Genomic DNA, 14,790 nt, shown 5'->3' on the forward strand with positions numbered 1-14,790 from the left:
CTAAAAGACGAATCCGAAGCCGGCGTACCAGCCGAGCTTCTTCGTCTGATTAGACCAATTCAACTCTATTTCCAACGGTCCCAAAAAACTATTATACATATAGCCGATGCCCGTTCCTACCAAGTCGTAAGAGTGGGAATCCTCAAATAACTCATGCAACTTATCAGAGCTGCGTCCGTAGTTTCCCGTCACCGATACATACTGATTCTTAAATATCCGCTGACGAAGCTTCAAACCGGCAACAATCAATGAACCGGAAGCCAACTCCGCACGGTTAATCCCTACAAAAGGTATTTGTTGGGGCATATAACGTCCGGCAATATTTCCACCCAACATATTAGTAACAGCAAAAGAATAGTTATCACCTCCGGTAAGAATACGCCCGTCAATAGACGGAATAATCGTAAAATTCTTTAACGGAGTGAAACACCCTTGCCAATGCGCCGAGAAGGCCGAAATAGGGCTGTTATCTTCGTATTGAAACAGATTATCCGTATACAGATGATACATTACGGACCATGACAAACCTTTGGTGGGTACGCTTCTCCCATTCAGATTATTATACAACAGCCCGGCAAAATAGGAAAACAGCGACTTATTTCCAAACATAAGTGCATCCACCGGCTCCAACGACAGCAAATCATGGTAGTTGTAGTGCTCGAAATTAAGACCTGCACTCACTTGAATCTTATTCCAATCCTTTGCGACTCCGGCGGTAAGCTGCTGATGGGTAAAAGTCAAATCAAGTGTACGCTTTCCCTCATTATAAATATTAATATCCTTGTAATCAAACCGGTAATTAATTCCCGTCTGCCAGCCTTTACTCCACTGATAATTATAACCGATTCTTGCCATCGTCCGTTTTCCTAAACGGGCGGTAAGGCTCACTTGCGATTCTTTTTGTTTTCCCAGATAAATATCCGTATTCGCCTGCAAGGCTGCCAGCTCTTCCGTATCAAAACGGATACCGACATTCAGCTTGTTTTCCCGTATGGCAGGAGCGGCTATCTGTGGATCAACGGGAATAGTCTTGCTCTTTTCCGCGTCAGGGATAGGAAAAGGTCCCGGGCGACGGGGCTGATAATCTTCTCTTAGCCCCATCTTCTTTTTTAATGTAAGCAGTTTATCCCAATCGGCCATAGCCGCCTGTTCTCCACGCACTATCAAGGTATCAATCGCTTCTTTGGTGAAACTTGCCGCAGAATAGCCCGATACATCCACTTTAATATGTAAATCGGTCTTGCGAAGATTCTCTTGATATTTTTTCTCTCCCTGCAGATTAATGATTTGCCCGAATATATCTTTCACCGATTTCAGTTGCCCGGCATCCAGCAAAGGACTTTGTACATCCACTCCGATAATAATATCAGCCCCCATCTGCAAGGCCACATCTACCGGATAATTATTCACCATACCTCCATCTACCAAGACCCTGCCATTCAGATTGACAGGTGCAAATACCCCGGGTATCGACATACTGGAGCGCATGGCCGTAGCCAACACACCTCTGTGAAACACAACCTCGCTCCCATCCACCAGATTTTCGGAGACACATGCGAACGGAATAGGCAGCCGGCTAAAGTTTACAGAATCCTGATAACCCTCTGTCAATACCGAAAACAACTGTGCAATATTCTTCCCCTTAATAATTCCCGCATCCGAAATGTCCGCCGACTTCAACGTAAAAGGAATAGACAGCACATAACGCTCCGACCGCAAACGATCGTCGAGCAATACATCTTTAGGATTGGGAGCGTCCGACAAAACGAACTTCCAATTCTGCGCATTCACCATACTGTCCAGTTGCTCCGGAGTATACCCTATGGCATATAAGCCTCCAACAATAGCCCCCATACTGGTGCCCACCACATAATCTATCGGAATACCCGCTTTCTCTATCACTTTCAAGGCACCGATATGAGCCGTACCCTTCGCTCCGCCTCCGCTCAGCACAACGGCAACTTTCGGACGCTCTTGCGCCATAAGCAATAACGGAAGCAACAGCAAACAGCCCAATAACCTATATTTCATCTTCGTATGGATTTACATGAGTAAGAGAAAATAAAACAACTTATTCTTCCGATAGTTCACTGCCGGTAAAAGGAGTTACCGCCGGTTCACACAAAAAAAGAAAGGTCCTTCTTCACAGAAAAACCTTTCTTCCCTACAAAAGGATGTATAACAAAATACTTTGCAACAACCTTTCACAACAGTTATTTCTATTTATCGTATGGTATTATGTCAGATAAGATGCGCTCTCTATACCAGGGATCATCAATCTCTTTCAAGACTTTCCCCATTTCCGCACACAACTCGTTTACTACTTCTTTATTCTCCTCTAACGGAAGATTATTCATTTGATAGGGGTCTTTCTCGTCATCGAACAACAAACTCTTTACAAGCTTGCGATTATCACGGTCTATATAAAGCGCCAGTGTGTAACGGGCCGATTTAAAGCCGCGCGATGAAGGGAAATAAGAACGAACTTTACCGTCCGCATCTTTCTTTCCGTCCAGGTTCTGAATATAGAGAGCGCCCGTAGGACGTACAATATCAGCTTTTTCATTGAAAAACAGCGGAGCATAGTTACGTCCCTGCACATCCGTAGGAATGGAATCGGACAGACCTGCCAATCCCAATAAAGTAGGCATGATATCCGGAGAGGAAAGCATCAAGTCATCCAAACGGGGCTTAATCTTATCAGGGAAACGAACGATGAACGGTACGTTCATGGACTCGGAGAACGGGGAATTCTTCGGGTCATCCGTATGCTGGCTACACATTGTCTCGCCGTGATCGGAAGAAAAGACTACAATTGTATTTTTGTCCAGTCCCAATTCCTTCAAAGCATCGAGTATCTGTCCGAAAGCGCGGTCTACACCCGTAACTGAAGCAAAATAATAACGTGCGCTTTCCGCTTTCTTCATTGTAGGGTCAGCATTAGGACGAATCAATAAGCTATCCAATGGCCGGTCCTTATATAAATTGAAGTCCTGCTCCATGCAGTCGTCCAATGAGCGATAAGGGCTATGCGGCGGATTCATACCTACCATTATAAAGAACGGTTTCTTCGGGTCGCGTACATTTCCCTCATTCTTCAGATAAGAAACAACCTTACCCGACTCATGCAGCGGAGACCATTCACGCGGATCATGCCGTTTACCGTCTGTGTCCCAATAATGCGGATTCTTATGCTCATCGAATGTTCCGTAAGCGTACCAATAGTTAAATCCATGACGACGGTCCTTCGGTGTATAAGCGTCCCATGCGGGTACACGGTCTTCTACGTATTTTCCCGGACGCTGGGGGTCATTGGGAGTCGGGAAGTCAGCATGCAGTTTACCGAAATAGGCACAGTCATATCCCGCATTACTGAATACATCGCTTACACAGTCTACATCCTCGCGCAATGAGCTGATAGGACGGTCCGAATTACAGTTCAAAGGGATACCGCTCTTGTTAGGATACATTCCCGTCAGCAATGAACCCCGATGAGGGCTACTCAACGGACAGTTGCTCATGGCAGAAGTCAGTACCAAAGACTCTCTCGCAAAATCATTCAGACGAGGGGTATGCACCGGGTCATTCCGGAAGTTCACTTTCTCCCGAAAACCTTCCTGTCCCCAAAATTCCATCGCCTGATTACGGTACTGGTCAGGAAAGACATAAATAACGTTCGGTTGTCGGGCCTGTTCCGCCTGCGGAGCTTTACAACCCTGCAAGGCGAACAAGCCTAAACCACCTAACAATATATTCAATTGATTTCTCATTTCTCCAAATCTCTTTTACGCATCAAAGCTTCCAAGAAATAATAATCGGCATAGTTCAGAGGAACATCTATTTCCGCGCCGTGAGGAATACTGCCTACCGAATGCATCAGGATAAAGTTGCCGTTAGTTCCTACCTCCGCACGATAGGCCGGAGAAGCGAGACTTTCCATAATTCGGTCTGCTGTTTCCTTATAACCCTTGTTAGGAATATACGTACTCAATTCGTAAAGCGCAGAAGCCGTACATGCTGCGGCAGAAGCATCACGAGGCTCGTTCGGAATGTTGGGAGCATCGTAATCCCAATAAGGAACCAAATCCTCCGGAAGATTCTTGTTATTGAAGATAAAGTTATAAACTTTTTCAGCGTGATCCAAATATTTGGAATCGTGAGTGTAACGATAGCACATTGTATAACCGTATAAAGCCCATGCCTGTCCGCGAGCCCAAGACGATTCATCAGCATAGCCTTGCGCCGTCTGTTTCTTGCGAACCTCACCGGTTGCGGGATCATAATCTACTACGTGATAGCAACTGTTGTCGGCCCTGAAATGGTTAGCCATGGTAGTATCGGCATGTTTCACGGCTATATTATAGAAAGTAGAGTCACCCGACAGCTTGGTAGCTTCGAACAACAACTCCAAGTTCATCATATTGTCGATGATTACCGGACATTTCCAACCGCGTTCTGCCTGCCAGCCTTTGTCGGCATCCCAAGATTGAATAACGCCTGCACCCGGACGGAAGCGGGTAGACAATGATTTGGCAGTCTGAATAATTACAGGTTTGTATTCCTCTTTATTGGCAAAACGGTATCCGTTCAGATAACTGGAACCGATCATAAAGCCTACATCATGATGCCAGGTCAGATATTGTACGGAATCCAAGGCTTCCGTATACTTTTCCGCCAGCGGCAACCACTTGTCGTCACCGGTCAACTCGTATGTATACCAAATATTACCGGGAAAGAAGCCGGAGCACCAGTCATCAATGGGAACATAATGAATGCTGCCATCCTTATTAATGGTACGCGGATTAAGAATTTTACCTGATTTCTCGATAATGTCCGTCTGAAGCATTTCCTGTGCCACTGCATTATCAATATTCTCCTGGATGAAGTCATTTGCAGGCTGCTTTTGTCCTGTACAACCTGCCAAAACAAGAAGGGAAATACCCAATGTAGTAAGAGCTGTTTTCATAATAAAGGATTTATTTATTAATTGTTGTCGTTTTTTCGATGGCAAATGTAGCGCGGTTATACGGAAATGACCCACCTAAATCATCCAATTAAAAGCTAAAATTGTTACATTTGCATCGGAAAGCATCTGTTTTTCTTTATGCTGTCCGTGAATCATTGAATCACTAACCATTAAATCCCTAAATTCCATGACTCCACAAGAGTTTTTCAAAAAAGATCTTTTTGCCGGTAAAACCGGTGTAGAACTGATAGAAATAAAAGAAGGATATAGCAAAGCGCGTCTGGTAATTACGGAAGAACATCTCAATGCCGGACACCGCACCCAAGGCGGAGCGCTCTTTACGTTAGCCGACCTCGCTTTGGCCGCAGCCGCCAACTCTCACGGCGTACTGTCCTTTTCACTGTCTTCCAATATCACTTTCCTGCGCGGCAGCGGTGTAGGCGACACATTGTACGCCGAAGCCCGTGAACGATACGTCGGACGCACTACCGGATATTATCAGATTGACGTTACCAACCAGAAAGGAGAACTGATAGCCACATTCGAGTCCAGCGTTTTCAGAAAGGGGGACGCATTGCCCTTTACTTTGTAACCACGGAAGTCATCGGATAACGATTGCCTCTTACACTTTTGAGAAACGCTTTTGCCGAACCGAAGTTCAAATACATATCCAAGCGTATGGGAAGGTGGTTTTTATCGTCTGAAACGAAGAAAGTAATCACTTCCTTCTCTTTTCCCTTTTTGTATTCCACAAAAGAAAATACAAGACAACGGTAGATTGTATCGTTGTTTGCCTCTATTTCTTCCTTTCCGCGGTAAATCAGAGTCTGTTCTTCCACCCTGCGTCCCGTTGCCATAGGGAAAAGTATCTTCTCGCCTATCTTATAGTCTTTGGGATCGTAAGAGCGGGCTTGCGCCAGAATACTCAGCATATCAAAAATACAACGGCTGTCACTGTATTCCATTTCCTGCGGTTCACGCACAGGATTATGCCAGGTACGTCTCTGCTTCACGGTAGACGCACCGTCATTATACGAGAACCACGCCTCGTCTACCGTATAGCGTTTTCCCTCCTCGGCTGCCTTACGAAAATAGAGCGGTTCGAGTTTATCGCTGACATAGCAGGTCAGCGTATCACGCATCTTAAAGAAGAAATCCGTTTTCTTACTGCCCACAGAAAGAAGATTGAAACGATAGGCAGGACGGGAACGGTAAGTGGTAGCATTCGTTGTCAGACTCGCCAGCCCTACTTTCTTCCAGATAAATTTCCAGTTGAAATACAAATCATACATTACATGTTCCCCCGATTGGAACGCCTCATTCTTAGCCACACATTGAGCCTTCACAGGCATCATGCCGCCCAGACACAGAAGTCCCGCCAGCAAGAGCAATCCCGCGATTCGTTGCTTTTTAGTAACTATATCCCCTACCGCTGTTGCGATTGCTGTTGTTACGGTTGTTCCGGCTATTTTTCTTTTTCTTGTCTTCATCTGGTTTTTGTTTTTTCAGTTCATCCGGCTTTTGCTTATCCAACGGCTTTTCTTTCACGTTCCAATCCTGAATCAAATCAAAGTTGGCCTTAAATTCCAGTACTTGCGGATAATAATAAACCATTTCAGGCTGGCGTTTGGTGGCATAATCACCTGTATCCCATACGCCATTCCCATTTGTATCGTTAATGAGCCGGGCCCCATATTTACCCGGATTCAAATAATAAAAGTCGGCTTTTCCTTCCACGACCGGCACAGTTCGTACCACCTTGTCTTGGGCATCCAGCAGTTCTACGAATGCCAAAGAATCGGCTCCGGTAATATTGAAGAATATCTGCCCGTACTCTTCCAGTTTTTTCACCGTGAACTCTTTCTTCACTTTATCGGTAAACAAGCCATATAATCCGTGAAAAGCGGTCGAGTCTACTTCAAAGGCGTAACTTTCACCCGGTTTCCAGTCCGCATACAGGTTGTAGCGTTTCAAATCCAGCGAATCCCGCATGAAATCAAACGGCACATCCTGCCATAACGTATCCACCTTCTGCCTTACATGCAAGGCGGTGTCACTAAAGCCGGCTATCGGTTCCGTAAAGCTCAATGTGATATAATCGTACACATCCATTGCCGAAGGCGCATATACATCCATTGCCAGGAACGGGGTCGGTTCCGGTTCTTCCTCACCCTTTTTCCTTCTTTTCTTCTTCTCTTTCTCGGCCTTTTCCTTCTCTTCCTGTTTCTTATCCTGCAGTTTCTTCCAACTTACCTTCGATACCATTCTCAAAGTATCTGTCCGGGGAACCAGCTGATTCAAAGTATCCGTGTACAAATAAGTCAGGCTCATCCGCAACGTATCTTGCTGATAAAGCAAAGAATCCTTTATCCAATAGTGAATCGTATCATTCCGTCCGGTGGTCTGCTCAATGACAAAAGCATCCTTTTCATCGAAATTCAGCCCTTTCATCAGAGGCAGGCTATCGGCCGGAGCCGTAAAATAGAAAGAGAACTTCTCCGGAGTCAGGCGTTCTGTTTTCATAAGGCGCTGCGAGAAAGTCTTTTCTTTGAAGCTGCGCAACAACACATCATCCGGCAAGAAATGAGTATATCTTCTCTCTACAATCGTGTCTATGGTCAAAGAGTCTCTCCAGAGAGTATCCTGGCGCGTACGTTCTTCCATGGAAGGGATAATGATGGAATCATTAAAAGCTATGGTTTCCGTAGGCTGGGAGAACTTGAAATTCTGGTCGGCATCCATTAAAGCATAAATACGGTATTTACCCGGAGCAACTCCACGGATAGAAAATCTTCCGCGGCTATCCGTACGACCTACACGATCGAAAGGCAACGTCGTGAAAGCCGAATCGGCCAGATTGGCATGCAAGCCGACCAGCACACCTTTTACCGGTTCCAGATTCGACGCGTCAAGCAACGTGCCGGCAATAGCCATCGAATCGAGCTCCGCACCGGTAGAAAACGTATAAGTAAAGCTCTCCATCGGATTTCCTTCATTATTATCCTGGATAGCATCGGCAAAGTCGATAGTATATGTGGTATTAGCCTTCAGCGTATCTTGCAGGTTGACCACTACCCTCTTGCCGTTCGCCTTTATTTCCGGCTGCTGCACCTGAGGCGGTGAAATAACAACTTTCTCATTCGCTTTCTCCAACTTGATAAACTCGTCAAACTCAATGGATATTTTACTTTTCTTATTATGGAGAGCGCCCGGCAATGGAGAACTCGTGACAAAACGAGGCGGCTCTTCGTCAATCGAGCCACCTTCCAGGCGGCCCACACTGGCACAAGAATATAAAACAGCCGCACTTATGACTGCCCCCAGCAACCGGCGTACAAACGGTTTCATTGTATTATGATGCTTGTAATCTAACATGATGCAAAAATAAAGGTTATCCTGCAATTAGCAGTATGCTTTACAGTATTTTAATCAAAAAACAAGTATTTCTCCCGAGTATATATAAAACATAGTTAAAAAACAGGGATATTCACACCCTATATACAGAGAAAAGAATAATTTTGCGACCGAAAACTAAACAAGAGTATTCAGTTTTCACCGCTATCCTTTTTCTTCTATGATTTACACACAAAAGCTTCAGATTAACTAGAACAAAATTATACAGAGAATAAAAGAGTATGAAGAGTAGATTAGTATTATTGGCATGTTGCCTGGCACTGCTCAGCAGTTGTGGACAAGGTGACAAAAGCACGGGCAAAGCACCCGAATTTGCAGTGATTGCAGTAGAAACTACCACTGCTAACTTGACAAACAGTTATCCGGCTACTATTAAAGGTAAACAAGACGTGGAAATTCGCCCGATGGTGAGTGGTTTTATCACTAAATTGCATGTGGACGAAGGTTCCGTCGTTCGTAAAGGACAAGTATTGTTCAGTATCGACCCTGTGCAGTACCAAGCTGCTGTAAACTCTGCCAAAGCCGCGGTTGAAACCGCAAAAGCCGCTGTAAACACACAAGAACTTACAGTAAACAACAAGCGTACGCTGAATCAAAAGAATATCATCAGCGATTACGACTTGCAAATGGCCGAAAACCAATTAGCACAAACCAAAGCGCAACTGGCGCAGGCAGAAGCACAACTGGTTAATGCCAAGAACAACCTGTCATATACCAGCGTAACAAGTCCCAGTGACGGTATCGTAGGTACTATCCCCTACCGTGTAGGTAGCTTGGTAAGCCCCTCCATGGCCACTCCGCTGACTACGGTTGCCGATATCTCCGAAATGTTCGCTTACTTCTCTATGACCGAAAGACAACTCCTATCGCTGATACGCGAGGGTGGCAGCATCAAGGAAATCCTGGCAAAAATGCCTCAGGTACAGTTGCAGCTGATTGACGGAACCATGTATGCCGACAGCGGACGCGTAGAAACCATCAGCGGTGTTATCGACCAAACCACAGGAGCGGTGAACATGCGCGCCCTTTTCCCAAACAAGCACAACATTCTGCGTAGCGGAGGTACGGGAAACGTGGTATTCCCCAACCCGATGGAGAACGTGATTATGATTCCTCAATCGGCTACCACGGAGATACAGGACAAGAAGTTCGTATTCGTCGCACAGCCGGACAATACGCTGAAAAATACCGAAATTCAGGTATTCAGCCTGAATGACGGCAAGTACTTCTATGTTACCGGCGGTTTAAAAGCGGGTGATAAAATCGTGATAGAAGGTGTACAGAACCTCAAAGACGGACAAAGCATCACTCCTATCACTCCCGAAGAGAAAGAGGCCGAATATCAGAAAGCCCTCAAAGACCAGAAAGAAGGTAATATCCAAACTGCGTTCAATTAACGTTTAACGCCCCTAATCACTAAATAACATGAAATTAGATAGATTTATTAATCGTCCGGTGCTATCTACGGTAATCTCTATCCTGATAGTAATCCTGGGAGTTATCGGTTTGGCGACACTGCCTATCACCCAATATCCGGACATTGCACCTCCAACGGTATCGGTACGCGCTACCTATACCGGTGCCAACGCCCAAACGGTGTTGAATTCTGTCATTGCGCCGTTGGAAGACCAAATCAACGGTGTGGAGAACATGATGTACATGACCTCCAATGCTTCCAATAACGGTTCCGCCGATATTTCCATTTATTTCAAGCAGGGTACCGACCCGGATATGGCAGCCGTTAACGTACAGAACCGTGTCTCTATGGCTCAGGGTCTGCTGCCGGCCGAAGTAACCAAAGTCGGTGTAACCACGCAAAAGCGCCAGACCTCAATGTTGATGGTATTCTCCATCTACGATGAGAAAGACCAATACGACATCGAATTCCTTGAAAACTACGCCAACATCAACCTTATTCCGGAAGTAAAACGCGTAAACGGTGTAGGTGACGCTACGGTGCTCGGTCAGGACTACTCCATGCGTATCTGGCTGAAACCGGATGTAATGGCACAGTACAAGTTGATACCTAATGACATAGCCGGTGCATTGGCCGAGCAGAACATTGAAGCCGCTCCCGGTCAGTTCGGTGAACGCGGAAACCAGAGCTTCCAATACACAATCCGTTATAAAGGCCGTCTCCAACAACCGGAGGAATTTGAGAACATCGTTATCAAAGCCCTTGAAAACGGTGAAGTACTTCGTATGAAAGACATCGCCGACATCGAACTCGGACGTCTGTCATACAACTTCAACAATAAGGTAAACGGGCACAAGGCTGTATCTTGTATCGTATACCAGATGGCCGGAACCAATGCCACACAGACCATCAGTGACTTGGAAAAAGTACTTGACGAGGCTTCCGAAACGTTGCCTTCCGGTTTGAAAATCAATATCGCGCAAAGCGCCAATGACTTCTTGTTCGCTTCTATCCACGAAGTTATCAAGACCTTAATCGAGGCGTTTATCCTTGTGTTCATCGTAGTATACATCTTCTTGCAGGATATGCGTTCTACGTTGATTCCCGCCATCGCCATTCCGGTAGCGTTGATCGCGACGTTCTTCGTGCTGAAACTGATCGGATTCAGTATCAACCTGCTGACCCTCTCGGCCATGGTACTTGCCATCGCGATTGTGGTGGACGATGCCATAGTCGTCGTCGAGGGTGTCCATGCCAAGCTCGACCAGGGATATAAATCGGCAAGGACGGCATCTATCGACGCCATGAGTGAATTGGGCGGCGCCATCATCTCCATTACGTTAGTGATGATGTCTGTGTTCGTGCCGGTAAGCTTCATGGGCGGTACCGCAGGTACGTTCTATCGCCAATTCGGTCTGACAATGGCCATCGCCATCGGTTTCTCCGCACTGAACGCCTTGACGTTGAGTCCGGCTTTGTGCGCCATCTTCCTGAAACCGCATAACAGTGATGCCGGCATAAAAGAGCGGATAGGCGTTGCCACGAAAGAGGCCCGTAAAATCATGGTGGCCCGCTATGCCGATTCCATCGGTAAAATGATGCGACCCGGTCTGACACTGCTCTTTACCGCAATTGCCATTTTAGGTATGATTTTCGGTTTGTTCAGCTTCGAGAATCATCCCGTACTTTGCCTGGTTATGATTGTAATCAGCGTATTGGCACTGGCCGGTATGACGACAGACAAGTTCAAACACTCTTTCAATGCATCTTACGACTCCATTCTGGGTAAATATAAGAAACAGGTACTTCGCTTCATCCAGAAGAAATGGCTGTCCGGCGGCATCGTCGCAGGTTCCATTGTACTGTTGATAGTCTTTATGAACATCACGCCCACAGGTATGGTGCCCAATGAAGACACCGGTACCATCATGGGTGTAGTGACACTTCCTCCGGGTACTTCGCAAGAACGTGCCATGGAAATATTAGACCGCGTAGACAGCCTTGTGGCGGCCGACCCTGCGGTAGAATCGCGTACGGTGATTTCCGGTTTCAGTTTTATCGGCGGTCAGGGACCTTCTTACGGTTCGCTCATTATCAAGCTGAAGAACTGGGAAGAACGTTCCACGATGCAGAATTCAACGGTGGTTTACGCCACGCTTTTCATGCGTGCGCAAAAAATCATCAAGGAAGCGCAGGTATTGTTCTTTGCTCCGCCTATGATTCCGGGTTACTCCGCATCCAGCGATATCGAATTGAACATGCAGGATAAAACCGGCGGTGACCTCAGTCACTTCTTCGATGTGGTGAACAACTATACCGCCGCTTTGGAAGCACGTCCGGAAATCAACTCCGCAAAGACCAGTTTCAACCCCAACTTCCCGCAGTATATGCTGGATATCGATGCGGCCGCCTGTAAGAAAGCAGGTCTCAGCCCGAGTGACATCCTCAGTACCATGCAGGGATATTTCGGCGGTCTGTATGCTTCCAACTTCAACAGCTTCGGTAAGATGTACCGTGTCATGATTCAAGCCGAACCGGACGCAACCAAGAACCTGGAATCGCTCTCCAGCATCAAGGTGCGCAACGGCAACGAGATGGCTCCCATCACTCAGTTCGTATCTATCAAGAAGGTATACGGCCCGGATATCATCAGCCGTTTCAACCTTTACACATCCATGAAGGTGATGGTAGCTCCCGCCAGCGGTTACACATCCGGTCAGGCATTGGCTGCCATCGCGGAGGTTGCCAAAGAAAATCTGCCGACAGGTTTTGCTTACGAGCTCGGCGGTATGGCGCGTGAAGAGGCTGAAACCAGCGGCAGCACCACAGGCTTGATTTTCATACTCTGCTTCGTATTCGTCTACCTGTTGTTGAGCGCGCAATATGAAAGTTACATCCTTCCGCTCTCCGTACTGCTCTCCGTGCCGTTCGGTTTGCTGGGTAGCTTCCTGTTTGTCAGCGGTATAGGTTCCTTAGGCAACATACCTGCACTGAAAATGATTCTGGGTACCATGTCCAATGACATCTACATGCAGATTGCCCTTATCATGTTGATGGGTCTGTTGGCCAAGAACGCCATTCTGATTGTAGAGTTTGCCCTCGACCGCCGCAGGATGGGTATGAGTATCACATGGGCTGCCGTACTGGGTGCCGCCGCCCGTTTGCGTCCTATCCTGATGACATCTCTGGCTATGATTGTCGGTTTGCTTCCGCTGATGTTTGCTTCCGGCGCAGGCGCCAACGGTAACCGTACATTGGGAACTTCGGCCATCGGCGGTATGTTAATCGGTATGATATTGCAGATATTCATCGTACCCGCTCTGTTCGTTGCCTTCCAATACCTGCAAGAAAAGGTGAAACCGATGGAATGGGAAGATGTGGATAACTCGGATGCAGAACCTGAGATTGAACAATACACTAAATAAATGCAGAATGAAGAATGATGAATGAAGAATTTTGGCTGCGACAAGCACGCTGCAAGGTAATTCTTCATTCTTCATTCATCATTCTTCATTAAAAAAAACGATTATGAAGAAAGAAATAATAACTCTGATGTGCGCAACTGCTTTATTGAGCAGCTGCCATATCTACAAATCATACGACAGACCCGAAGATATTACTGTGGAAGGTCTGTATCGCGACACCGTCGCCGGTGGCGATACGCTTGCCGCAGATACCGCCAATTTCGGTAATCTACCCTGGAAGGAAGTGTTTACAGACGCCCGGTTGCAGGCGCTTATCGAACAGGCGTTAATCAACAATCCCGACTTGCGCAGTGCGGCACTGACCGTAAAACAGGCTCAGGCTGCATTGATGTCCGCACGTTTGGCTTATGCTCCGATGCTGTCTCTCTCTCCGCAAGGAACGGTCAGCAGCTGGGATAAGGGTAAGGCTACGCAAACCTATTCGCTTCCGGTTACTGCAAGCTGGCAGATAGACCTGTTCGGCCAGTTATTGAATCCCAAGCGCAAGGCGCAGGTTTCCCTGAAACAGACGCAGTTCTATGAGCAAGCCGTACAGACGCAGGTGATTGCCAACGTAGCCAACATGTACTATACATTGCTGATGCTCGACCGTCAGCTGCAAATCAGCGAAGCGACTTGTGACATTCTGAAACGTAACCTCGAGACCGTAGAAGCAATGAAAGAGGCCGCTATGGCAAACAGCGCGGCCGTAGAGCAAAGCCGTACCGCCTATGCGCAAGTACTGGCTTCCCTGCCCGATATACGCCAAAGCATTCGCGAAACGGAGAACGCACTATGCCTGATGCTGAACCAACCGGCGCAAAGCATTGCACGCGGCGCATTGGAGGAACAACAACTGCCGTCTGAATTTTCCACAGGCATTCCCTTGCAACTGTTGTCCAACCGCCCTGATGTGAAGGCCGCCGAAATGTCGTTGGCCGCAAGCTATTACGACACCAACAGCGCACGCGCCGCATTCTATCCGCAGATTACTTTAAGCGGTTCCGCCGGCTGGACCAACAGTGCCGGTTCCGCCATCGTCAATCCGGGCAAGCTGCTGGCATCCGCCATCGGTTCGCTGACGCAGCCTTTATTCTACCGCGGCGCCAACATCGCCCGTCTGAAACAGGCCAAAGCACAGGAAGAACAAGCTAAAATCCAATTCCAAACCACACTGCTCCAAGCCGGAAATGAGGTAAGCAACGCCTTGTATCAATACCAGATGACTTCGGATAAAGCGGTTTCACGCGAAATTCAAGTGAATTCTGCCCGTAAAGCTGCGGAAGATACAAAAGAATTGTTTAACTTAGGCACGTCAACCTATTTGGAAGTCCTGTCCGCCGAGCAGTCCTACCTCAGCGCGCAGCTTTCGGAAGTGGCCGACACCTTCGACCGCATGCAGTCTGTAATCAGCCTGTATCAAGCGTTGGGCGGTGGGAGAGAATAATATCAGTTATGAGTTATGGGTTATAAGTTATTCTTGACGGCTCATCTCCCATAACTCATAGCTAATAACTCATAACTTATAA

The 14,790-nt window shown here is 47.0% G+C and carries 9 protein-coding genes; 4 read left to right on the forward strand and 5 right to left on the reverse strand.

Annotation, left to right across the window (positions count from 1 at the left end; genetic code table 11):
• The 3 genes from I2F54_RS07845 to I2F54_RS07855 all read right to left on the reverse strand — a co-directional run bounded on the left by I2F54_RS07845 (position 1) and on the right by I2F54_RS07855 (position 4,966).
• A complete protein-coding gene (locus I2F54_RS07845; RefSeq protein ID WP_195500908.1) occupies positions 1 to 2,031 on the reverse strand; it encodes a patatin-like phospholipase family protein in 2,031 nt (676 codons plus the stop codon).
• A gap of 188 nt (positions 2,032 to 2,219) precedes the next feature.
• Entirely contained in the window at positions 2,220 to 3,770 is a 1,551-nt protein-coding gene (locus I2F54_RS07850) for a sulfatase family protein (protein WP_022217785.1), read from the reverse strand.
• Positions 3,767 to 4,966 (reverse strand): glycoside hydrolase family 88 protein, encoded by a 1,200-nt coding sequence (locus tag I2F54_RS07855; protein WP_118467522.1) that lies wholly within the window; start codon positions 4,964 to 4,966, stop codon positions 3,767 to 3,769. The genes I2F54_RS07850 and I2F54_RS07855 overlap by 4 nt, the downstream gene beginning before the upstream one ends.
• 187 nt (positions 4,967 to 5,153) lie before the next feature.
• Here I2F54_RS07855 and I2F54_RS07860 point away from each other — a divergent pair, with 187 nt between their 5' ends.
• The gene (locus I2F54_RS07860; protein WP_009120246.1) at positions 5,154 to 5,558 is read left to right on the forward strand and encodes a hotdog fold thioesterase; all 405 of its coding nucleotides are present in this window, start codon (positions 5,154 to 5,156) and stop codon (positions 5,556 to 5,558) included.
• On the opposite strand, the gene I2F54_RS07865 is transcribed toward I2F54_RS07860, so the two are convergent.
• Both I2F54_RS07865 and I2F54_RS07870 read right to left on the reverse strand, forming a co-directional pair.
• On the reverse strand, positions 5,548 to 6,456 hold the full coding sequence (locus I2F54_RS07865; protein WP_195500909.1) for a DUF3108 domain-containing protein: 909 nt from the start codon (positions 6,454 to 6,456) through the stop codon (positions 5,548 to 5,550). The two genes, I2F54_RS07860 and I2F54_RS07865, sit on opposite strands and share 11 nt — an antisense overlap.
• The gene (locus I2F54_RS07870) at positions 6,377 to 8,341 is read right to left on the reverse strand and encodes an Ig-like domain-containing protein (protein WP_118467524.1); all 1,965 of its coding nucleotides are present in this window, start codon (positions 8,339 to 8,341) and stop codon (positions 6,377 to 6,379) included. The genes I2F54_RS07865 and I2F54_RS07870 overlap by 80 nt, the downstream gene beginning before the upstream one ends.
• Positions 8,342 to 8,601: 260 nt before the next feature.
• Here I2F54_RS07870 and I2F54_RS07875 point away from each other — a divergent pair, with 260 nt between their 5' ends.
• The 3 genes from I2F54_RS07875 (at position 8,602) to I2F54_RS07885 (ending at position 14,708) form a co-directional block, all read left to right on the forward strand.
• Positions 8,602 to 9,777: an efflux RND transporter periplasmic adaptor subunit gene (locus I2F54_RS07875; RefSeq protein WP_009120243.1), complete on the forward strand. Its 1,176-nt coding sequence runs from the start codon at positions 8,602 to 8,604 to the stop codon at positions 9,775 to 9,777.
• A 28-nt stretch (positions 9,778 to 9,805) separates the two neighbouring features.
• A complete protein-coding gene (locus I2F54_RS07880; RefSeq protein ID WP_148360078.1) occupies positions 9,806 to 13,222 on the forward strand; it encodes an efflux RND transporter permease subunit in 3,417 nt (1,138 codons plus the stop codon).
• 103 nt (positions 13,223 to 13,325) lie between these two features.
• Positions 13,326 to 14,708, forward strand: coding sequence for a TolC family protein (locus I2F54_RS07885; RefSeq protein ID WP_009120241.1), 1,383 nt, complete (start codon positions 13,326 to 13,328; stop codon positions 14,706 to 14,708).
• Positions 14,709 to 14,790: the final 82 nt, after the last annotated feature.

It is taken from the genome of Bacteroides clarus (genome assembly GCF_015555825.1).
In the GTDB taxonomy this organism is placed as follows: Bacteria; Bacteroidota; Bacteroidia; order Bacteroidales; family Bacteroidaceae; genus Bacteroides; species Bacteroides clarus.